Genomic DNA, 19,701 nt, shown 5'->3' with positions numbered 1-19,701 from the left:
CGGATCGAAGCATGTTTGAAACACTTCAACAGCCATAAGAACGCCGACGACGCAGTTGCGGCCGGCTGGATGATTGCCGCGATCCAGGAGCGGGTGAGCGAACGTGACCTTTACGGTTGGCGTAGGTTGAAGGAAATCGTCGACGTGGCGGTGCAGGAACTCCTCTTGTCCGAACAGCTGCCCGTTCATTGAGCCGCCGAAACTTCGTTCGTTACAGCAAGCCTGATGGACTGACCAACCCGCCTTCCTTGGTGACGATGGTCGATCCATAGGGCTCGCGGGCCATGATGACCAACGCATCATCCGGCAATGGCCGGGCAAGATCCTTCGCCTCCTCCCATGGCGCCCTCATCCAGATGTCGGTCTCTTCCCTGGTCAGCAGAAGCACTGGCATAGCCTTGTCGTGAATGGGTTTGACGAGATTGTTCGGATCGGTGGTCAGAAACCCGTAGAGGTCGTCGGTCGTCAGCCCATCCTTCACCTTACGTACGGAGGTCCATTGCGGAACATGGATGCCGGCAAAGAACATCAGCGGCTTGTCTTCGTTGCGCGCGAACCAGGCATTCGGCACATTGCCGCCCGGCTCTTGGCTGGCCGGATCCGGCTCGGCAAAGCTGGTGACCGGAACCAGACAGCGGTTCTCGACGCCGAACCAGCGCCTCCAATGTGCAAGCTTGAGATTGCGAATATTGGTGACACCGCGGTCGGCCTGTTCGCGCAGCAGCTGCTCGAAATCAACCTCCTTGCCTTTCGCACGCAGCTTCTCGGCCTTGGCTTCGGCCGCTTTCACGAGAACGAAGGGTGGAGAGGGCAGTCCCCAGCGGGCATGGACGAGCTGTTTCTTACCATCGGCGGTATTCCGGACGATTGGTCCCATCTGGTCCGGGTTCATCTGATAGGCCGGCATCAGGTTGATCAGGCTCTCGGCGTCCTGAGCCCACTTGTTCACCCAGTCCTTATCTTCCATGCGGTATAAGTTGCACATCGACGCTCCATCTCCCTTGAAGCCGGCGGACATGGTAGCCGACGAAGCGTAGAAACGCCAATTGATGACTGTCAATGGATCGGCTTCGAAACTTTTTCGAAAGCTGCGCCAGCGTGTGTTCGAAGTCATGTCCATGATTCCCAATGCGAATCTTAAAGTTGACTAAAATAGAGGGATAATATTCCTATTTCGGGTTGCTTGACACGCAGATCGACATGGAACATTTAGTGAACAAATAGACTTGACCGATAGGACGTCGATACCAACACGACCTTGCAGGGACCCGTGAATGATGACTGCTGCCCGCGATAGGGTGATATCCGATCTAAGGGATCGCATTGCGTTACTGGAAGGCAACGCGGGCAGGAAGAGCGGCTGCCTCGCCTTCGGTGTGCCTGAGATCGATGCCGCGTTGCCACGTGGTGGTCTTGCCCATGGCGCCGTGCACGAGTTTGCCGGCGGTGGCGCAGGGGTCGTCGATGGTGCTGCGGCCGCCCTCTTTGCCGCCGGCATTGCCGCACGGACCAGGGGCAAGATCGTCTGGTGTCTGACACGGCCGGACCTGTTCTTTCCGGCTCTCGCGCAAGCTGGCTTGCATCCGGATCGGGTCGTTTTCGTCGAGGCGGACGGGCAAGAAGACGTCCTTGCATCGATGGAAGAGGCTCTGGCCTTTGGGGGCCTTGGCGCCGTCGTCGGCGAGATCGTCCGCCTGCCGATGGTCGCCTCCCGCCGCCTGCAGCTGGCGGCGGAAAAGACCGGCACCATGGGACTGGTGGTCCGGCGCTGGCGCCGGCAGGTGGAGGCCTCGGATTTCGGGCAGCCGACGGCGTCGACGACAAGGTGGCGGTTGAGCGTGTTGCCATCGGAGGCATTGCCGGTTCCAGGGGTCGGGCGACCGCGGTGGCTGCTCGAACTGATCAGAGTGAAGGCGGGTGAGTGCGCTGAGTTTATCGTGGGAGCGTGCGATGCCACGGGTCATATCCATCTATCTGCCGGATCTGCCGATCGAGCGGATCAGGCGGATGGATCAGAGAGCAGAATTATCGCCTGAGCGGCCGCTGGCCCTGATCGCCAGAAGCGGCTCCAAGCGCTGGATATCCGCGGCCGATGTAAAAGCCAAGGAAGCGGGCATTCGTGTGGGCATGCCGGCCGCCAAGGCACAGGCCATGGTGCACGGTCTGCAGTTTGCCGACGCGGATCCAGCAGCCGATGCCGAGGCACTCGAGCGGATCGCGCTTTGGGCCCTCTCGCAATATTCCCCGATCGTCGCCGTCGACGGCGCGGACGGCATCGTTGTGGATACGGAAGGCGCCGATCATCTGCAGGGCGGCGAGCTTGCGATGCTCACCGGGATCGTCAACCGCTTCCGGGCGAGGGGGCTCACCGTCCGTGCGGCGATCGCTGACACTTGGGGTGCGGCGCATGCCTGTGCTCGCGCCACCCGTCGCGAGGCCGTCATTATCCCGCCTGGAGAAACCGCCCGCGCCGTCGAACGGCTGCCGATCTCGCACCTGCGGCTTTCGGCCGAGATTGTCACCAGCCTTCGAACGCTCGGATTCAAAACCATCGGCGAGCTGTCGGCGACAGCGCGAGCGCCCCTGGCGCTGCGTTTCGGTCCCGAGATCGGCCGGCGCATCGATCAAATGTTCGGTCGGATTTCCGAACCGATCGATCCCATCCGGGCGCCGGAATGGATCGAGGTCGTCAGGACCTTTGCCGAACCGATCGGCGCCGCGGAGACGATCGATAAATATGTCGGCCGTCTCATCGTCAGGCTGGTGGCCGAACTGCAGCGCAAGGGGCTCGGTGCCCGCCGCACCGATCTCATCGTCGAGAAGGTCGACGGCAGCAGACAGGCGATCCGCGCGGGAACAGCCAAGCCGGCGCGCGATGTCGCCTGGCTGACAAAGCTGTTCCGGGATCGAACGGAAAAGATCGAGCCCGGTTTCGGCATCGAGAAGCTGACGCTCATTGCCGTTATGACCGAACCGCTTGGTGAGGAGCAGCGATCGTCGCTGGCCGATGAGCAAGATCAGGATATCACGCCGCTTATCGATACCTTCGGCAATCGCGGGCAGCGCGTCTATCGGATAGCGCCGGTCGCATCCGATGTCCCCGAACGCAGCATCCGGCGGATTGCAGCCGCGGCTCCAGACGTCACGGAAGCTTGGGTGCATCACTGGCCACGTCCGGTGCGGCTGCTGGCGCGGCCGGAATTGATCGATGTCGTTGCGCTTTTGCCTGATCATCCGCCGGTCTCCGTCACCTGGCGTGGCAAGCGCCGGCGGGTCAAACGTGCCGATGGTCCGGAGCGCATATTCGGGGAATGGTGGACCAGGAGTTCGGAATTCGATGCGGTGCGGGATTATTTCGTGATCGAGGACGAGGCTGGCGAGCGATTGTGGATCTTCCGCGCCGGCGACGGTGTCGATGCTGCCACAGGTTCGCATCGCTGGTTTTGCCACGGGATCTTCGCATGAGCTACGCCGAGCTGCAGGTCACCACCCATTTTTCCTTCCTGCGCGGCGCATCCTCGGCTGACGAACTGTTCCGCACGGCAAAGGAGCTCGGCATTTCCGCGCTCGGGATTGTCGACCGTAATTCGCTGGCCGGCATCGTCCGGGCGCTCGAAGCCTCGCGCGCGACCGGCCTGCGTCAGGTCGTCGGTTGCCGCCTCGATCTCGCGGACGGCATGTCAATCCTCGTCTATCCCACGGATCGGGCTGCCTATTCTCGCCTGACGCGGCTTCTGACGCTCGGCAAGGGCAGGGGCGGCAAGGCCAACTGCGTCCTGCATCTGGACGATGTCGCCTTGTATGCCGAGGGTCTGATCGGCGTCCTTATGCCGGATCTTGCCGACGAGACCTGTGCCCTGCAGCTCAGGAAGATGGCAGAGCTTTTTGGCGATCGCGCCTATGTGTCGCTCTGCCTGCGCCGGCGGCCGAACGATCAGCTGCGGCTGCATGAGCTCTCCAATCTTGCTGTTCGTTTCAAGGTGAAGACGGTCGTCACCAACGACGTTCTTTTCCACGAACCATCGCGCCGTCAACTGCAGGATATCGTCACCTGCATTCGCAACAGGACGACGATCGACGATATCGGCTTCGAGCGCGAGAGGCATGCCGACCGGTATCTGAAGCCGCCGGAAGAGATGGAACGTCTCTTCCCGCGCTATCCCGAAGCGCTCGCCCGCACGCTCGAGATCGTCGAACGCTGCAGGTTCTCGCTGGAGGAGCTGACCTACCAATATCCCGAGGAGGCCATTTTTCCCGGCAAGACGGCGCAAGAATCCCTCGAACATTATGTCTGGGAGTGTATTCCGAACCGCTATCCCGAGGGCCTGCCGCCATCGGTGCTGAAGGTGATCCGCCACGAGCTCGATCTCATCCGCACCATGAAATACGCCCCCTATTTCCTGACGGTGTTTTCGATCGTCCGCTATGCCCGCAGCCAAGGCATTTTATGTCAGGGGCGGGGATCGGCGGCCAACTCCGCCGTCTGCTATGTCCTCGGCATAACTTCGATCGATCCAGAGACCAACAACCTGCTCTTCGAGCGCTTCGTCAGCCAGGAGCGAGACGAGCCGCCCGACATCGATGTCGATTTCGAGCACGAACGGCGCGAGGAGGTGATCCAATGGATCTACAGGACCTATGGCCGTGACAAGGCGGCACTTTGCGCGACGGTGACGCGCTACCGTGCCAAGGGCGCGATCCGCGATGTCGGCAAGGCGCTCGGCCTGCCGGAGGACGTGATCAAGGCACTGTCCTCAGGCATGTGGTCGTGGTCCGAGGAACTGGTAACCAAACGCAGCCTTCGCGAGCTGAACCTCAATCCGGACGATAGGCGTCTCGCCTTGACGCTAAAACTGGCACAGCAGCTGATGGGCGCGCCCCGCCACCTCGGTCAGCACCCCGGCGGTTTCGTGTTGACCCACGACAGGCTCGATGATCTCGTGCCGATCGAGCCCGCGACCATGGCCGACCGGCAGGTGATCGAATGGGACAAGGACGATGTCGAGGCGCTGAAGTTCATGAAGGTCGACGTGTTGGCGCTTGGGATGCTGACGTGCATGAGCAAGGCCTTCGCATTGATCCAGGATCACAAACATCGGGATCTCGATCTTGCGGCCATTCCCCAGGAAGACCCTCCCACCTACGCGATGATCCGCAAGGCCGACACGCTTGGCACCTTCCAGATCGAAAGCCGGGCGCAGATGTCCATGCTGCCGCGCATGAAGCCGCGCACCTTTTATGACCTCGTCATTCAGGTGGCGATCGTCCGTCCCGGTCCGATCCAGGGCGACATGGTCCATCCCTATCTGCGCCGGCGCGAAGGCAAGGAGGAGGTCGTTTATCCGACCCCGGAGCTGGAGGCCGTGCTGGGCAAGACGCTCGGGGTGCCGCTGTTCCAGGAAAGCGCCATGAAGGTAGCGATGGTCTGCGCCGGCTTTACCGGCGGCGAGGCCGACCAGCTACGCAAGTCGATGGCGACCTTCAAGTTCACCGGCGGTGTCTCGAGGTTCAAGGACAAGCTCGTCTCTGGCATGGAGCGCAATGGCTATACTCGCGAATTTGCCGAAAAGACCTTCTCGCAGCTCGAAGGTTTTGGCTCCTATGGTTTCCCTGAAAGCCATGCCGCCAGCTTCGCACTCATTGCCTATGCCTCATCCTACGTCAAATGCCATTATCCCGATGCATTCTGCGCGGCTCTGCTGAACTCCCAGCCCATGGGCTTTTATGCGCCGGCCCAGATCGTCGGCGATGCCCGCAAGCATGGCATCGAGGTCCGGCCCGTCTGTGTCAACCGTTCCCGCTGGGACTGCACGCTGGAGCCTATAGACGGCAGCGACCGCCATGCCGTGCGTCTTGGCATGCGCATGGTCCACGGTCTCGCTCAAATCGATGCGGCCCGCATCGTGGCCGCGCGGGCCGATCACCCCTTCGACAGTATTGATGATCTGTGGCGGCGATCAGGCGTGCCGGCGACGTCTCTGGTCGAGCTTGCCGAGGCGGACGCGTTTCTGTCGTCGCTCAAGCTGCAGCGCCGCGATGCGCTCTGGGCGATCAAGGCGCTACGCGACGAGCCATTGCCACTCTTTGCCGCGGCGGCCGAGCGCGAGCACCGGGCGATCGCCGAACAGCGCGAGCCTGAGGTCAGCCTTCGGCAGATGATGGAAGGGCACAACGTCATTCAGGATTACAGCCATACCGGCCTCACCCTTCGTCAGCATCCGCTGGCCTTTTTGCGCAAGGATCTCGCCGCTCGCAATATCGTCACCTGCGAGGAAGCGATGGCGGCGCGTGACGGCCGCTGGCTGATGGCAGCAGGCCTCGTGCTGGTGCGGCAGAAGCCGGGCTCGGCCAAGGGTGTCATGTTCCTGACCGTCGAGGATGAAACCGGGCCGGCCAATGTCGTCGTCTGGCCGACACTCTTCGACCGCCGCAGGCAGGTCATCCTCGGCTCCAGCATGATGGCGATCAATGGCCGCATCCAGCGGGAAGGGGAGGTCGTGCATCTCGTCGCTCAGCAGCTCTTCGATCTGACAGGCGATCTGTTCGGGCTTGCCGATCGTGACGAGGCGTTCAAGCTGCCGACCGGTCGTGGCGATGAGTTCGCCCATGGGGCGCCTGAGATTCCGGATTCACGCGAGCGGGCTGTCATGAAGGTTCGGGAGATTTATGAGCCTGATCGGCTTATTGATAGGTTGAAGGTGAGGGCACGGAATTTTCAGTGACAACTTTACGCCAACTCCGGTTACCCAATTCGCGATGGTTGGCGAAGCCATTGAGGGTGACCTCCTTGGCGGCTTGCCATTGTTTCAACGGCTCTGGAGTAGCTGTCCAAATCGAATTGCGAAAAATCGTGGTAGATCACATGCTGTCCGAATTAGACCGGATCCTTGATATCAGGGCCATAGCTGTAGGTGCCATACCATTCGATAACATCTTTGTTTGGCAGGACTTACTTGTAGGCGGATTTTACGGGCAATCGCGTATCTACAGATACCCACATCCGGATGTGATCGGTTTGCCGGTAGGATGGTCGATCGTAAGTCCAAACTTCAGTCTCAACGCCATTTATCGTTTCGTTGCCAAGATGTTTACAGTTCTCGATGTTATTCGTGGGCGCATATTGGCGAGGCTTGACGTGCCACGGTTGAGAGCCGCTATGCCACCATTGCTTGGTGTCCACGAATAAATCAGTGAAATATATCGCTCCGAGATGACCAGCTCCGACTACTCGAATTTTCGGCTCGGTATTGTATTTGCCTACCATCGCTTTCACGGGTGCGCAGAGGTCATCCGCCGCAAGGGAAAAAGTCGTTAAGCCAATATAGATGACCACTGCAAGTGCCGTAGCTAGACCGACCTTTTTCGTTATCATGATAACCCGATCCCTCCCGGGGAAACAGTCAATCAGAAATTGCTGGAATGCAACCGCAAGCATTTTCGCTGAGAATGAAACCGTCGTGAAATTACGCCCTCTTGACAGGAAACAGTCTCTGTAAATTGAGCTTTGCAGAAGGATCCCCGTGCTCAGCCGCCTTTCGGTACCAGGCAACGGCCTCGTCCATGTCTCGTGGTATACCAAGGCCAACTTCCAACATGTAACCTATACTGTTTTCGGAGGCAGCGTCGCCTTGCGCGGCAGCTTTGCGGAACCAGAAGATGGCCTGTGCATAATCTTGAGCCGTGCCGCGACCATACTCATACATTGCGCCAAGGTTATTCTGAGCTCTAGCATACCCCTGCTGTGCCGCCTTCCGAAACCAAATGACAGCCTGTGCGTCGTCCTGGTTCACGCCTCGCCCCCACAGATACAAGCAACCAAGATTGAGCTCAGCATCCGAAATACCTTGGTCGGCAGATTTGGAAAACCACATCGCGGCCGTAGCATCATTTTGTGAAACGCCACGGCCTAAGAGATACAGTAAGCCAAGATTGTCCTGCGCCCCGAAATCGCCTTGCTCCGCCGCTTTCTGGTACCAGGCGGCTGCCGTTTCATAGCTTTGGGTCACGCCATAGCCGTGCTCATAGAGAAGGCCCAGACCAAACTCGGCTCGAGCATTGTTTTGGGAAGCCAGAGCTTGCCAATCGCCCAGGGCCTCCTTGTAGTCTCCACGCAAATAGGCATCTTTCCCGTCGTCAACAAAAGTCCCTGTCGCTAAGCAAAGCACGGCCATCAAAGCCACGACAATCCTTGACCAGCGCATAGCCTCTTCCCTGAATTTTCCCGAGGGTCTCGCGTTGATAATATACCGTCTTTGGCGGCCTACAATATTCTCGAAGTGAGCGTGAAAGCTCCGTGTGTACCGTTGCACGACAAAGTCCGGCCAGCAAAGCTTCTCAGTGATGTATAGGGCCAAGCTCCAAGGAGGCGTCGCTCGGGTCATCGCCGGTAGATTTCAGGATTGCCAATCCCAGCTCGGTTTGAACCGCGCAGTCAGCCTTGGACAGCCTTCCGACAGCGGACATCGTCAATATGCATTTTCCTTTGCCTTTCAGCGGGCGCTGTACGTAGACCCCGGTGATCGCGAGCGTATCTGAATCAATTTTTCTCCCGCTCAAGCTGAAATCGCCAAGGTCTGTTTTTGCAATGATCGATTCACCGCCAATTGGAAAGTTCTTCATGTAAAGTAGCTGGTTGCACTTGTGGCTCGGCCCTTCGCCGATCTTGGCATAGCAAATGCGATGGGACGAATGACGGTGTGCCGCACCGGTGGCATGGCTCACCGTCGGACAAATTATAGCGATTGCCATACCTATTGCCAAAACGGTCCTCATCCAGATACCTTCCCTTCGCTGGAGCTTTTACCGGGCTGAGCGGCGCTATTTAAAGGGCCCTAGCCTCGTTGTGATCGAAAGCCATTCCAAATGAAAACGAACAACTGGTAGGGAGCTAAAAATCGGCCCGATATATACCACCTCTCCTGATGTTCGCCGAACTGTGCCTTTAGCTGCTCGTTAAACATTCCAGGCAGGAATGCCAAAAGAACGACTGCCAAAATCTCAATTGTTTCTATCCAGATCATAAGCGCCACCCCGCAAAGTGCGACCAGCAATGTCTTGTAGATTATCAACTTCGTCGAGGTTCCCGGGAAATTCATCTGACGGTCCCGCGATGGTCTCAGCTCAAGGTGCCCTTGGCATATTCGAAGGGTGATTTCCTCATTGCAATCTCTCCGTTCGCGGTGGCGCTCTATAAGCTTGCCTCAAATAGGATAATCATGCGGGTAATGAACATCAGCCGCATGACCGAGAGAAAAGCCCTGAAGCCTATAGACCTCTAAGTTTCGAAGCGTGCGCCAGCGGTGATGATTGTTTTACGACCGTGATGTTTATAACGTGCTCTGAGTGATCGAAGGTTCGAACGGTGACCGTGTCGGTTCCGACGAAGCCCGGATCGGATCGGTAAATTACGGCAACGCCTCTCGTCGTTTTGCCAGCGCAGACATAGGAGGTATCTTTTTTGAAATGGCCCTCAGCCAGTTTGTAGCTAACTTGACCGTGGGCGGGATAGCCTGGGGTCTCCGGATAAATAAAGGTGGCTGTTGCTGATGTGCAGCTTTTATCGATGGCCATAGCCATGCCGATGACAGTTCTTTCACCTGACCTGGCGGTGACCGAATCTGCAGCAGCCGCGCATCCAGAGAATAGAACTCCGATGCCCGTAAATAGAGCTGTCCAAATTCTTATGCCCCTGTACTTGCGTTTTGCTGGACGTGTCATTGTTGTCACGAAACCCTCATCTCCTGCCGTTCCAGTGAGGGCATCTTGTACGGCTGCACGCAAAAGTCGAGCGGAATATGCCGAGGTTTCACGTCTTTCCACACCGGCTCACGGACAATCCTTATACAGTAAGTGGGTGCCATTCGCGCAATTGCGCAGCGTTGTGCGGAGTGCGCGTCTGCCCGGCTCGGAGCTTTCTCAAGCGTCTATCATGCGTAAGAATCCAGCCCCATCCTCTTCGTTAAGCGATATTGCGTTGACGAAGACGCCGATCGTCTCATTTAGATTCGCCCAGGCTTTCGTTCTGGTCGTTGCACGCATCGGGCGCAAGCGCTTTCGATCCTGCAAGGCTTAACCCGATCTGAGGTCGGGCTAAGCCTTGCAGGAAGTCTGGGTGACATGAGTGAAAGATCACACGCGGAATGAACTGTTAGCCCGTCCGGATTGATTTCGGAGGTACTGCATCATCTCCGGTGAACAGTCAGGCAACCTTAGCGACGAGCATCTCATTGATGCAATCTTCGTTCCGCGCTTCCAGCTGCTGCATCGGAAAGGCTCTGATGAACATGCGGATCGTCTCATCGAGATCGGCGCCGGATTGGGCCCAGCCGGGACCACAACTGACCTGCTGGCCGGCGAGATCCTCGACCTCGAAAAGACCACAGGTTTCACCGGCCTCGTCATCGACGGCAAGCGCAAGTGTCCCGAAGAATCTGTGCTCGTCATTCCAGTGAACCGGAATCTCGAGAAATCGGATCCCGGGCCGGTTTCCAATCTCCGTCAGCAGCAAGCCATGAACCTCATCCGTCGCGAGCCACTTCGGCTCGTCCCAGCAAAGTTCCTCGTCCAAGGTCGGGTAGTCCATGACGTTCGCCAGCAGGTCGCGCATCCTGTCGAGATGGCGCAGCATGTCCGGCGACTTGCCACGGAAGCCGGGCCGGTCGTCTCTGAACGTATCGAAGGCATGCCGGCCCAAATAGGCGACGAAATCATAAAGCGCCTGCGCTTCGTCCTGGCTTATGGTGAGAACACCGTTTCTTGGCCGCGGATCTCTTGAATATTCAAACATTGCTTCCTCCTTCGCTTTCGAAACTTGGAACCCAGCCGCGGGTAAAGCCGACGCTCATTCCAGCCTGGCAGAGGGCCAGCTGTCCGCGGACGAACTGCAGCTCGGCGAGCAGAGCGCCGATTGCCGCAGGAGCATTGCCTTCGAAGAGCTCGAGCACGGAAGAGACCTGATCGAATTGCGATTCATTTGTCTGAGCGGCTCCGGTTGTCATGAGGCAATACGTCTCCACACCCCAAAAAATATGGGGTCAAACTGCTGATTTGCTGATATGGAAATTGCGCGGCCGGTAGTTGCTCCGGCAATTTGTTCCCATTATGTTCTCATTTGGGATTGAGTCAAGAGCGCGGCTTAGGATGCATTGAATTCTGGATTTAGCTCCTCGTGATCCTCGGGCCCGAGTCAGGAACAACTTCAGAGCTTCCTGCGCCACCGGCTTGATCCGTCCAACGCCTCCAGACTGGATATAATTCCACCTCGCTTTTGAAGGTCGATGACGAGTTGTCTCTTGAAGCCGCAGATCGCCCTTCCAATATCATCCGCAGGAGAGAATCAGTGTGGCATCGAAAGGAGGAAAAAATGCCGCTCAACGATGTTCCATGGACCCGGCCAGTGACGGTCCGACTCCAATGCGGGTTGGAGCGCACTTTCACGGGCATCTATGATGCGCTGGACTTTCTCGAAAACGAATGGCCATTACGCCATGGTGAGCGCCACGATCGGGCGGTGAAGACCTGTCGCCGTGCGCTGAATGGAATCGTACCCGCCATTATGGCGCGCGAGGCGTTCATGGCCGCTTGTCTTGAAGCTGGGATGCCGGCCGTCATGGTGCCGCCGAAGACAATCACACAAGCAGCGCCGATCCGAGCGGCGCGGATAGCGTCTATGTAAAGGCGTAGTTTTGGAGCTCGCCTGTGAAGGAAAGCCTCCTAGCGTTTCCCGAAATGGAAAGGGCTCCATGCTTGTATGGAGCCCCTAGCATCGGGCGAAATGCCCGGACCGTCAACAATCTGTCGATTGGAAAGACGCTCTTTCGCTTACCAGCTCTGGCGATCATACCAGTCATTAACATCCGACCGCACACGGTCCTTCTGGATACCGTAGCGTTCTTGAATCTTTCCTTCGAGCTGATCCCGCTTGCCCGCGATCTGATCAAGATCGTCGTCTGTGAGCTTACCCCATTGCTCTTTGATCTTGCCCTTAACCTGCTTCCAGTTACCTTCGACGCGATTCCAGTCCATTGTGTTGTCTCCTCGTTGTTGTCAAAGGACAACGCGCCTCATTTGTATTGGTTCGAGCGAAGGCATCACGCAGTAGGCTGGAGGCCGGTGGGCGGCTTGTGCCGTGCGACATCGTGCGCCGGTGTGCGGTGATTTTATTCTCCAAACTGGCACAAAACGCTTGCCGATGAGTTTCCTGAAAAAGGAGACCCGATATGGCAGGCAAAAAGATCAGCACCGGTTTGAATGATCGGCCGAAAGAGGCCTCGATCGGCCAGACAGCCGGCGGTTTTCCCGATGACAGCGGAAAGCCAGCCGACGTGAACGACGAAAAGATTGAAGCAACCAGCAAGAAACTCACCGACGATCCCCGGGAAAAACTGCTGAAGGAAGTCAGGCAGCAGCAAGATGCCTCTCGCATGGGATCTAAGTAACCGTTTCCCCAACGAGGATGCGAACAGCCGGGAACCAAGATGGCGAGCGACAGATTATCGACCTACCGATCGAAGCGTGATTTTCAGAAGACGGCGGAGCCGAGCGGCGAAACGCAGATCGCGCGCAGCAATCGCCGAAGGTTTGTGATCCAGAAGCACGACGCGACCCGGCTGCACTATGATCTTCGCCTGGAGCTCGATGGCGTATTTAAGAGCTGGGCGGTGACAAAGGGGCCATCGCTTGATCCCCATGACAAGCGCCTGGCGGTGGAGGTAGAGGATCATCCCCTCGACTATGGCGACTTCGAAGGTACGATTCCCAAAGGCCAGTACGGCGGCGGCACAGTGATGCTCTGGGACCGCGGCTATTGGGAGCCAGAGGGAAAGAAGAGCCCAGAGCAGGCCTTGGCGAAAGGCGACTTCAAGTTCACGCTCGAAGGCAAACGCTTGCACGGCAGCTTCGTGCTGGTCCGCATGCGCAATGATCGCGAGCGCAGCAAAAGGACCAACTGGCTTTTGATCAAGCACCATGACGAGTTCTCAGTCGAAGAGAATGGTGCAGCGGTCCTTGAGGAGAATAACACCTCGGTAGCCTCGGGCCGAACGCTGGAGATGATCGCGGCCGGCAAGGGGCGTAGGCCCAAGCCGTTCATGGTCGAAGGCGGCAATGTCCAGGCTGATGCCGTCTGGGACAGCAAGCAGGGGCTGGCCGCAGCTAAACGTAAGGCAGCCGCCCGCGATCACGATGAGGCGGACGTTGTCACTCCAGTCGACCTTCCCGGTTTTATCGCTCCACAGCTGTGCGAAACGCTTGAGCGCCCGCCGGCTGAAGAGGGCTGGGTCCACGAAATCAAGTTTGATGGTTATCGCATCCAGATGCGTGTTCTCAATGGCGAGGTCACGCTCAAGACGCGGAAAGGTCTTGATTGGACCGCCAAGTACCCCGAGATCGCCGATGCAGCCTCATCATTACCGGACTGTATCATCGACGGCGAAATATGTGCTCTCGATGAACACGGAGCACCCGATTTTGCGGCCCTGCAGGCCGCCCTTTCCGAGGGCAAGACCGGCGATCTCGTCTATTTCGCCTTCGATCTGCTCTATGACGGCGGCGAAGATCTTCGATCCCAGCCGCTTATCGAGCGAAAGGCCCGGCTGCAGGCGCTCCTTGCCGAGGCCGGGAGTGACACGCGCATCCGGTTTGTCGAGCATTTCGAGACGGGTGGCGATGCCGTTCTGAGATCGGCGTGCAAGCTCTCCCTGGAGGGTATCGTCTCGAAGCGCGCCGACGCGCCCTATCAGTCTGGCCGCACCGAGACTTGGGCGAAATCGAAATGCCGGGCGGGCCATGAAGTGGTGATCGGCGCCTATGCCACCACCAACGGCAGGTTCCGTTCATTGCTGGTCGGCGTCCATCGTGACGATCATTTGGTCTATGTGGGAAGGGTCGGCACGGGCTATGGCGCGAAGAAGATCGAAACCCTGCTACCAAAGCTGAAGGCACTTGCCACGGCCAAATCGCCATTCGGCGGTATCGGCGCACCGAAGAAGGTGCCGGAGGTTACCTGGCTGAAGCCGGAGCTCGTAGCGGAAATAGAGTTTGCCGGCTGGACGGCCGATGGTCTCGTCCGGCAGGCGGCCTTCAAAGGCTTGCGCGAGGACAAGCCCGCAAAAGATGTCGAAGCTGAGCGCCCGGCGAAGATCGCGAAGATCGACGTGCCGGAACCAGCGCCTGTCGGGCAACACAGGTCGTCTCGGCGCAAGGGCGCAAAGGTCGATGTCATGGGAGTGCTTATCTCCAGCCCCGACAAGCCGCTTTGGCCCGACGCCAATGACGGCGAGCCGGTGACCAAGGAAGACCTTGCCCGCTACTATGAGGCGGTCGGCTCGTGGATGATCGAGCATATACGGGGCAGACCCTGTTCCATTATCCGCGCACCCGACGGAATTGGTGGCGAGCAATTCTTTCAGCGCCATGCCATGCCTGGCCAGTCGAACCTGCTCGAAGTAGTGAAAGTCTTCGGCGACAAGAAGCCTTATCTGCAGATCGACCGCGTCGAGGGACTGGCCGCCGTGGCGCAAACCGCAGCCCTGGAACTGCATCCATGGAATTGCGAACCAGGGCACCCGGACGTGCCAGGACGCCTCGTCTTCGACCTTGATCCGGGGCCGGACGTGCCATTTTCCACCATAGTCGCCGCGGCGCGAGAGATGCGCGACCGGCTGGAGGAGCTCGGACTAATCAGCTTTTGCAAGACGACCGGCGGTAAAGGCCTGCACGTGGTGACGCCGCTTGCTGTCAACAAGCGCAAGCCGCTTTCCTGGCCGGAAGCCAAGGGATTTGCCCATGAGCTTTGCCAAAAGATGGCGCGTGACGATCCCGACCTTTATCTCACCAAGACGACGAAGAGCCTTCGCAGCGGCCGCATCTTCCTTGATTATTTGCGCTATGACCGCATGGCGACGGCGGTTGCTCCTTTGTCACCGCGGGCAAGGCCCGGTGCAACCGTGTCGATGCCGCTCACATGGACGCAGGTGAAATCGGACCTCAATCCGAAACGGTTCACAATCAGGACGGTGCCGGGCTTGCTGACAAGTTCCTCGGCCTGGGAGGACTATTCTGATGGGCAGCGCTCGCTGGAGCAGGCGATCAAGCGGCTGGGCAGGAGCGTGAAAGCGGCCTGATCTGCTACTACTTCCCTATTTTCCTACCGCAGCTGCCGCTCAAGCTGTCCAGTGATCATCGGTACAGCGGCGGCACCCGCTGCACCGAGCCGGAGGCGCTCGACCAGTTTGCCAAGGGCGATCGTGGTCGCGGCCAGGAGCATAATCCGAAGCCATGGATAATGCGTTCCATGTGGTGGCAGTTCCTCCGTCCGGCCTTCGATTTTCGTCCATTGCTCGCGCAGGTCCATGACCTCTTTCCTCAGCCAGGCGATTTCCCTGAGAGCCGCATCGAGATCCTCGCTCCGGGCACGCTCGTCTCTGGGATCTTCCGCCGGAGCCTCGTCCTCCAGTTCAGCCAGGTGGCGCTGGAGATCCTCCTTGCTTGTGAAGCCACTTGATCGAATATTCGTCATCTTTGCCTCCGTCGGATAGCCAAGCCTGCTCTGGAGATTGAGGAACAGCAGCGGGGACTTATTGTTCCCCCGCTGGTGCCACGCCGCTTTGCCGTCGTTCCCGTGACCTCGCAGACCGCCGGGCTTCGCGCAATTCCTCGATGGTTGGCTGCCACCAGCCGCGCACCCGCTCATCCTTGCCGGCCGCGCTTTTCGCCGGCCAAGTATGGATGAGCTCGTCGTGTGTTGCCATTCGCCAATGACACCAAACATGTTCATCGTCGAGATCGGGGTAAAGATCTCTAACCTCGACGGGGTTCACCAGCTCTCCGGTAATCTCCGTAATCACAACGATCCCGTAAGCCGAGGTCGCAACCGGCCACAGGAGCGGCGGAAGATGGTCGTGAGGAACCGGTAGCCGACGCCGCCGCCGCTCGGCTGCGCGGCGCTTCGATATCAACTCTTCCTCGGTTCCTCGTCGTGCCTCCGCCCGCCGGCGCCGCTCCTCGGGTTCGTTCCGTCTGGCCGCTTTCTCAATCGTCTCCCATCGATGCTGAAGATCCTCATAGGAGGCGAAGGGAACCCGCCAAACCCGATGGTTGCTGTCCCATCGCGCGAAAGCGATCTGGCGCAACTCTTCCACCACCGTCCTGGAATAGGGCGTTCGGATTCGGAAACCGTCATCATCGACTTCGAGATAGGGACTGAGGATCGGCTCGAAAGCATAGGCATCGCGCCCGCGTTCCTCTGCAAAACTGTCTGTTCTTGCCGCCTCCTGTGCGAGCCACCGGTCGATTCGGCGACGCGCCGTCTTGCCTGGCACCGTCCAAGCCCGTAGCCGATCGCTCCATCGGGCGCGAGGGAAGGTCTGGCGGAACCGCTGTGCCGTCATGCGATCGAACGGAAACTGTACGAGAGCCGCGTTCACCTCACGACCGTCGGAAGCGAAGGTGGTTTGATCTTCCCGGTTGTCCGTTGCCTTCCGGTCGTCTTCCATAGACGTTTATCTAGGGCGACCGCTGCCCTCCGCCACTTCAAAGACCTCTGCATTATCCTGGGTTTCGCGGAGACCCTTGTAAGAGGCGTGACGAAGATTGCCGTCGTCTGTCCAGCCGCGAAACTCGATCTCGGCAATCAATGTCGGCTGAAGGTGGCGTCCGCGTAGCTTCTAACAGTCAAGATTCATAAGGCGTAGTTTTCAGCCGCGCAAATAGAAAGAAGCGGTCACGATACGACGTACATTATTAGTCTGCGCTAGACTTGGCGTTGACTTGGGGATGACGACACCGATTGCTGGCGGGCCAGGAGCTTGAGCGTAAGTGGTGGCAGCAACATGCGATCGGGAATGACAAATGAGACATCTTCCAGTTCGAACAAAGGCGCGCCCGCTGCTTCTGATATCGCTGTTATCGTGATTCCTTCTGTACCAATGTGTCCTCTTCAATGCGATCCTCGACGATATGCCCGTTGACCATGCGCACGATCCGATCGGCGACGTGGAAGTAGCGGTCGTCGTGGGAGATGACGATCAGCGTCCTGCCCTGCTTGGTCATCTCGGGTAGCAGTTCCTCGTAGAATATACGACGGAAGTCCGGGTCCTGGTCAGCGGCCCATTCGTCGGTGACTATGATGGGGCGATGCTCCAACCATGCCTGCACAAGGGCGAGGCGCTTGCGTTGGCCGGACGAGAGATCCGTAGTCGTGAAGCGGTCGCCGTCGAGGGTCACCTTGTGGGCAATACCCAGTCGCGCCAGATGCCGTCCGGCTTCTTCCGGCAGGGCGCCATAGGCGAGATCGTCGAAGAGATAGTAATCGGAAAAGATGGTCGAGAAGAGCTGGCGATAGTGGTCCCGGTCCTCCGGTGTCACGACCACGCCGTCCAACAGGATCGAGCCCTGCTGCGGCACGTAGAGGCCGAGCAACAGCTTGATCAGCGTCGTCTTGCCGGAACCATTGTCGCCGACGATAAAGAGTAATTCGCCGGCATGTATGGTGAGGTCCACTGGCCCAAGTACGAAGGGCGGGACATCGTTCCCGGCCGGAAACGCGTATCTGACACCACGCAGTTCAATCGAGCGAATGGCGAGGCCGTTTGTGCCTGAGCCCAACTCCGGCGAGAGGAGAATATTCGGCTCGCGTTGGTCAAGGTCGGCCGAGAGTGCAGCGATACGGCTAAAGGAAATCCGTGCCTGATCGAAGACGGGCAGGGCGCCGGCAATCTGCTCCATCGGTCCTTTCACATAAAGTAGCACGATGACCGCGCCGCTGATGACGGTGGTGTCGATGCCGAGCTGATTCCGGGCGGTCAGTAGCAGACCGATCATGACGAAGAAGGCTGCGGAGCCGGACGCGTCGGCGATCCAATGCAGCCGCATGGCGCGGCTTTTGAGTTCAGCAATGCGATCGGCAGCCCCCCTCAGCAACACGTCGAAGACGCGCTCCCGCCGCGGCCGACTGATCTTGAGCTCCTTTGCGCCATCGATAATGGCACGATACTGCATGTGCAACTCGTCCTGAGCGACGCGTACCGCTTGATAATCACGAATCCAGACGCGCTGGGAGATGATGTTGACGGCAAGGCCTGTCGCCAACGAGACGAGCGCCAACAGGAAGACGGCCGGCGATAGGGTAAGGAGATAGGCAAAGCCGCCGACGGTGATAGCGAGCGCGATGGCATAGCCGGAGAAATTGAAGGTGAAGGCCGAGACGGTGTCGACATCGCCGGTCAGGACCGACATCAAGCGGTAGGACCGATGCGCCTCAAGGGAGGCGATCGGGGCTTGCAGAATCTGAGCCGCGATATCCTTTCGCAGAGCAGCGATGATCTTCTGGCCGAGAATGCTATTGATCGCGCCGGAAATCGCAGTGCCACCCACGCTCAAGGCGCAAAGGCCGGCGAAACGAGCAAGTAGAGGAACCGTGAAGCCGTCTGCGTCATGCAGACTGGAATTGATCGTCGCCAGCAGCCAGGCACTCGCCAAACCGCCCAGAATGCCGATCGCCGTCGCGAAAGCCGCAAGTGGCCAGAATGGCCGCAATAGCCCCAAGGCTACCCAGAACAATTTCTCTTGCCTCGACTGTCCGGCTCCACCCAGTGGAATGGCTTTCAGCATCTTTTCTAACATCAATCGGATCGCACTTCATTTTAAGAGAATGCTTTTCTGGCCCGACTGCCTGCGGGGCCACTGGCGATCGTGGCGCGCGACAGTTCATTTCTATGCTCTGGCGGGCCTGCATATGAGCCATAGTAAGCAAGCTGGTGTGATCTGCTACCGCAGAGCTGGTAGCGGGCAGCCCCCGCCTGCTCCTCGTGGAAGCCGCGGAAATGGTCAAGGAGGACGTGCACTTGTGAGGATTGGATCGCTCACATCGGTATAGCAACTAGGTGGTCCGAAGTCGGGTGTTGGAGGATGTGCATCTTAACGCCATAAATCGCGTGTAGCGCCTCGGTGGTGAGGATATCATCCGGCGGACCGTTGGCGATGATCGTGCCAGAATGAAGCGCGATGATGTGATCGCAGAAGCGGGCGGCCATGTTCACATCATGCAGCACGGCCACCACGCCGAGGCCCCTGGCGTGGCTAAGGCATTGGACGAGCGACAGCACCTCGACCTGATGAGCGACATCGAGCGCCGAGATCGGTTCGTCAAGCAGCAGGCACTCGGCGTCCTGGGCAACCAGCATAGCAAGCCAGACGCGTTGGCGCTCGCCGCCCGAGAGTGTGTCGACGAGACGCTCGGCCATGCCGGTGACGTCGGTGAGTTTCATGGCTTCCTCGACCTTGTCGCGGTCGGTCTGGCCAAAACGCCCAAGCGCGCCGTGCCAGGGATAGCGTCCAAGCGCCACCAGCTCACGCACCAGCATGCCGGCGGCAGCCGGCGTGGTTTGGGGCAGATAGGCGACTTTGCGGGCAAAGTCCCGATCCCCCCATTCGGGCAGGGGCTTGCCCTCAAAGCGGATGGTACCACCGGCCGGAGGCTGCTGGCGGGCAAGCAGTTTCAGAAGGGTCGATTTTCCGGAGCCATTATGGCCGATGAGACCAACGATCTTCCGGGGCGCGAGCGTGAGGGTGAGTGGCTGCAGCAGCGTGCGGCCGGCGATGGAAAAGGAGACCCCGTCGAGCCGGAAAAGATCGTCTCCGACCGCCGCGGAAACGTCGACAGGACGCGCGTATCTTGCTTCGGAGCCACTGGTCATCGTCATT

The 19,701-nt window shown here is 58.9% G+C and carries 18 protein-coding genes and 2 pseudogenes; 7 read left to right on the top strand and 13 right to left on the bottom strand.

From position 1 onward, the window contains the following. A pseudogene (locus FHT85_RS29725) lies at positions 1 to 192 on the top strand (hypothetical protein); the annotation flags it as partial. Positions 193 to 211: 19 nt separating this feature from the next. Here FHT85_RS29725 and FHT85_RS29720 read toward each other — a convergent pair. Then, complete coding sequence (locus FHT85_RS29720) at positions 212 to 985, bottom strand: SOS response-associated peptidase (RefSeq protein WP_112410154.1); 774 nt, start codon at positions 983 to 985, stop codon at positions 212 to 214. Positions 986 to 1,277: 292 nt separating this feature from the next. On the opposite strand from FHT85_RS29720, the gene FHT85_RS29715 reads away from it, so the two are divergent. The 3 genes from FHT85_RS29715 to FHT85_RS29705 are packed head-to-tail and all read left to right on the top strand — an operon-like array spanning position 1,278 to position 6,722. After that, positions 1,278 to 2,036: an ImuA family protein gene (locus FHT85_RS29715; protein ID WP_112410155.1), complete on the top strand. Its 759-nt coding sequence runs from the start codon at positions 1,278 to 1,280 to the stop codon at positions 2,034 to 2,036. Next, on the top strand, positions 1,951 to 3,465 hold the full coding sequence (locus tag FHT85_RS29710) for a Y-family DNA polymerase (RefSeq protein ID WP_183775054.1): 1,515 nt from the start codon (positions 1,951 to 1,953) through the stop codon (positions 3,463 to 3,465). Before FHT85_RS29715 ends, FHT85_RS29710 begins: the two co-directional genes overlap by 86 nt. After that, positions 3,462 to 6,722, top strand: a complete 3,261-nt coding sequence (locus FHT85_RS29705) for an error-prone DNA polymerase (RefSeq protein WP_183775052.1) — start codon at positions 3,462 to 3,464, stop codon at positions 6,720 to 6,722. The genes FHT85_RS29710 and FHT85_RS29705 overlap by 4 nt, the downstream gene beginning before the upstream one ends. Positions 6,723 to 6,949: 227 nt before the next feature. On the opposite strand, the gene FHT85_RS29700 is transcribed toward FHT85_RS29705, so the two are convergent. The 6 genes from FHT85_RS29700 to FHT85_RS29675 all read right to left on the bottom strand — a co-directional run bounded on the left by FHT85_RS29700 (position 6,950) and on the right by FHT85_RS29675 (position 10,997). Beyond that, the gene (locus FHT85_RS29700) at positions 6,950 to 7,372 is read right to left on the bottom strand and encodes a hypothetical protein (protein WP_162709598.1); all 423 of its coding nucleotides are present in this window, start codon (positions 7,370 to 7,372) and stop codon (positions 6,950 to 6,952) included. Between the two features lie 91 nt (positions 7,373 to 7,463). Beyond that, a complete protein-coding gene (locus FHT85_RS29695; RefSeq protein ID WP_183775050.1) occupies positions 7,464 to 8,201 on the bottom strand; it encodes a tetratricopeptide repeat protein in 738 nt (245 codons plus the stop codon). Between the two features lie 133 nt (positions 8,202 to 8,334). After that, a complete protein-coding gene (locus FHT85_RS29690) occupies positions 8,335 to 8,748 on the bottom strand; it encodes a hypothetical protein (RefSeq protein WP_162709600.1) in 414 nt (137 codons plus the stop codon). 516 nt (positions 8,749 to 9,264) lie between these two features. Further along, positions 9,265 to 9,726: a hypothetical protein gene (locus FHT85_RS29685; protein WP_183775048.1), complete on the bottom strand. Its 462-nt coding sequence runs from the start codon at positions 9,724 to 9,726 to the stop codon at positions 9,265 to 9,267. 472 nt (positions 9,727 to 10,198) lie between these two features. Continuing rightward, positions 10,199 to 10,786 carry a hypothetical protein gene (locus FHT85_RS29680; protein ID WP_112410145.1) on the bottom strand — a complete coding sequence of 196 codons (588 nt, stop codon included), beginning with the start codon at positions 10,784 to 10,786 and terminating at the stop codon, positions 10,199 to 10,201. Then, complete coding sequence (locus FHT85_RS29675) at positions 10,779 to 10,997, bottom strand: hypothetical protein (RefSeq protein WP_112339167.1); 219 nt, start codon at positions 10,995 to 10,997, stop codon at positions 10,779 to 10,781. Before FHT85_RS29675 ends, FHT85_RS29680 begins: the two co-directional genes overlap by 8 nt. A 365-nt stretch (positions 10,998 to 11,362) precedes the next feature. Here FHT85_RS29675 and FHT85_RS29670 point away from each other — a divergent pair, with 365 nt between their 5' ends. Then, positions 11,363 to 11,674, top strand: coding sequence for a DUF982 domain-containing protein (locus FHT85_RS29670; RefSeq protein WP_112339168.1), 312 nt, complete (start codon positions 11,363 to 11,365; stop codon positions 11,672 to 11,674). 146 nt (positions 11,675 to 11,820) lie between these two features. Here FHT85_RS29670 and FHT85_RS29665 read toward each other — a convergent pair whose 3' ends face one another. Then, positions 11,821 to 12,024 carry a CsbD family protein gene (locus tag FHT85_RS29665; protein WP_112410146.1) on the bottom strand — a complete coding sequence of 68 codons (204 nt, stop codon included), beginning with the start codon at positions 12,022 to 12,024 and terminating at the stop codon, positions 11,821 to 11,823. 194 nt (positions 12,025 to 12,218) lie between these two features. Here FHT85_RS29665 and FHT85_RS29660 point away from each other — a divergent pair, with 194 nt between their 5' ends. Then, positions 12,219 to 12,437, top strand: a complete 219-nt coding sequence (locus FHT85_RS29660; RefSeq protein ID WP_112339170.1) for a hypothetical protein — start codon at positions 12,219 to 12,221, stop codon at positions 12,435 to 12,437. Between the two features lie 39 nt (positions 12,438 to 12,476). Beyond that, on the top strand, positions 12,477 to 15,122 hold the full coding sequence (gene ligD / locus FHT85_RS29655) for a DNA ligase D (RefSeq protein ID WP_183775045.1): 2,646 nt from the start codon (positions 12,477 to 12,479) through the stop codon (positions 15,120 to 15,122). 23 nt (positions 15,123 to 15,145) lie between these two features. Here ligD and FHT85_RS29650 read toward each other — a convergent pair whose 3' ends face one another. The 5 genes and pseudogenes from FHT85_RS29650 to FHT85_RS29635 all read right to left on the bottom strand — a co-directional run bounded on the left by FHT85_RS29650 (position 15,146) and on the right by FHT85_RS29635 (position 19,700). Beyond that, complete coding sequence (locus FHT85_RS29650) at positions 15,146 to 15,517, bottom strand: hypothetical protein (RefSeq protein ID WP_112339172.1); 372 nt, start codon at positions 15,515 to 15,517, stop codon at positions 15,146 to 15,148. 58 nt (positions 15,518 to 15,575) lie between these two features. Next, positions 15,576 to 16,493, bottom strand: a complete 918-nt coding sequence (locus tag FHT85_RS29645; protein ID WP_246780155.1) for a hypothetical protein — start codon at positions 16,491 to 16,493, stop codon at positions 15,576 to 15,578. Positions 16,494 to 16,499: 6 nt separating this feature from the next. Further along, positions 16,500 to 16,661 (bottom strand): annotated as a pseudogene (locus FHT85_RS30770) (ATP-dependent DNA ligase); the annotation flags it as partial. A gap of 241 nt (positions 16,662 to 16,902) precedes the next feature. Further along, positions 16,903 to 18,558, bottom strand: coding sequence for a cyclic peptide export ABC transporter (locus FHT85_RS29640; protein WP_246780154.1), 1,656 nt, complete (start codon positions 18,556 to 18,558; stop codon positions 16,903 to 16,905). A 302-nt stretch (positions 18,559 to 18,860) separates the two neighbouring features. After that, the gene (locus tag FHT85_RS29635; protein WP_405048047.1) at positions 18,861 to 19,700 is read right to left on the bottom strand and encodes an ATP-binding cassette domain-containing protein; all 840 of its coding nucleotides are present in this window, start codon (positions 19,698 to 19,700) and stop codon (positions 18,861 to 18,863) included. Between the last annotated feature and the right edge of the window lies 1 nt (position 19,701).

This window comes from Rhizobium sp. BK312 (genome assembly GCF_014193605.1).
In the GTDB taxonomy this organism is placed as follows: Bacteria; Pseudomonadota; Alphaproteobacteria; order Rhizobiales; family Rhizobiaceae; genus Rhizobium.
Note: the sequence above shows the minus strand (reverse complement) of the source record. Positions and strands in the feature narration are given on the sequence as shown.

Coding starts and splice junctions, on each gene's coding strand:
- FHT85_RS29695 (WP_183775050.1), bottom strand. CDS start 8,201: ATGCGCTGGTCAAGGATTGTCGTGGCTTTGATGGCCGTGCTTTGCTTA.
- FHT85_RS29680 (WP_112410145.1), bottom strand. CDS start 10,786: ATGTTTGAATATTCAAGAGATCCGCGGCCAAGAAACGGTGTTCTCACC.
- FHT85_RS29690 (WP_162709600.1), bottom strand. CDS start 8,748: ATGGCAATCGCTATAATTTGTCCGACGGTGAGCCATGCCACCGGTGCG.
- FHT85_RS29715 (WP_112410155.1), top strand. CDS start 1,278: ATGACTGCTGCCCGCGATAGGGTGATATCCGATCTAAGGGATCGCATT.
- FHT85_RS29720 (WP_112410154.1), bottom strand. CDS start 985: ATGTGCAACTTATACCGCATGGAAGATAAGGACTGGGTGAACAAGTGG.
- FHT85_RS29700 (WP_162709598.1), bottom strand. CDS start 7,372: ATGATAACGAAAAAGGTCGGTCTAGCTACGGCACTTGCAGTGGTCATC.
- FHT85_RS29675 (WP_112339167.1), bottom strand. CDS start 10,997: ATGACAACCGGAGCCGCTCAGACAAATGAATCGCAATTCGATCAGGTC.
- FHT85_RS29710 (WP_183775054.1), top strand. CDS start 1,951: ATGCCACGGGTCATATCCATCTATCTGCCGGATCTGCCGATCGAGCGG.
- ligD (WP_183775045.1), top strand. CDS start 12,477: ATGGCGAGCGACAGATTATCGACCTACCGATCGAAGCGTGATTTTCAG.
- FHT85_RS29670 (WP_112339168.1), top strand. CDS start 11,363: ATGCCGCTCAACGATGTTCCATGGACCCGGCCAGTGACGGTCCGACTC.
- FHT85_RS29650 (WP_112339172.1), bottom strand. CDS start 15,517: ATGACGAATATTCGATCAAGTGGCTTCACAAGCAAGGAGGATCTCCAG.
- FHT85_RS29635 (WP_405048047.1), bottom strand. CDS start 19,700: ATGACGATGACCAGTGGCTCCGAAGCAAGATACGCGCGTCCTGTCGAC.
- FHT85_RS29665 (WP_112410146.1), bottom strand. CDS start 12,024: ATGGACTGGAATCGCGTCGAAGGTAACTGGAAGCAGGTTAAGGGCAAG.
- FHT85_RS29645 (WP_246780155.1), bottom strand. CDS start 16,493: ATGGAAGACGACCGGAAGGCAACGGACAACCGGGAAGATCAAACCACC.
- FHT85_RS29660 (WP_112339170.1), top strand. CDS start 12,219: ATGGCAGGCAAAAAGATCAGCACCGGTTTGAATGATCGGCCGAAAGAG.
- FHT85_RS29705 (WP_183775052.1), top strand. CDS start 3,462: ATGAGCTACGCCGAGCTGCAGGTCACCACCCATTTTTCCTTCCTGCGC.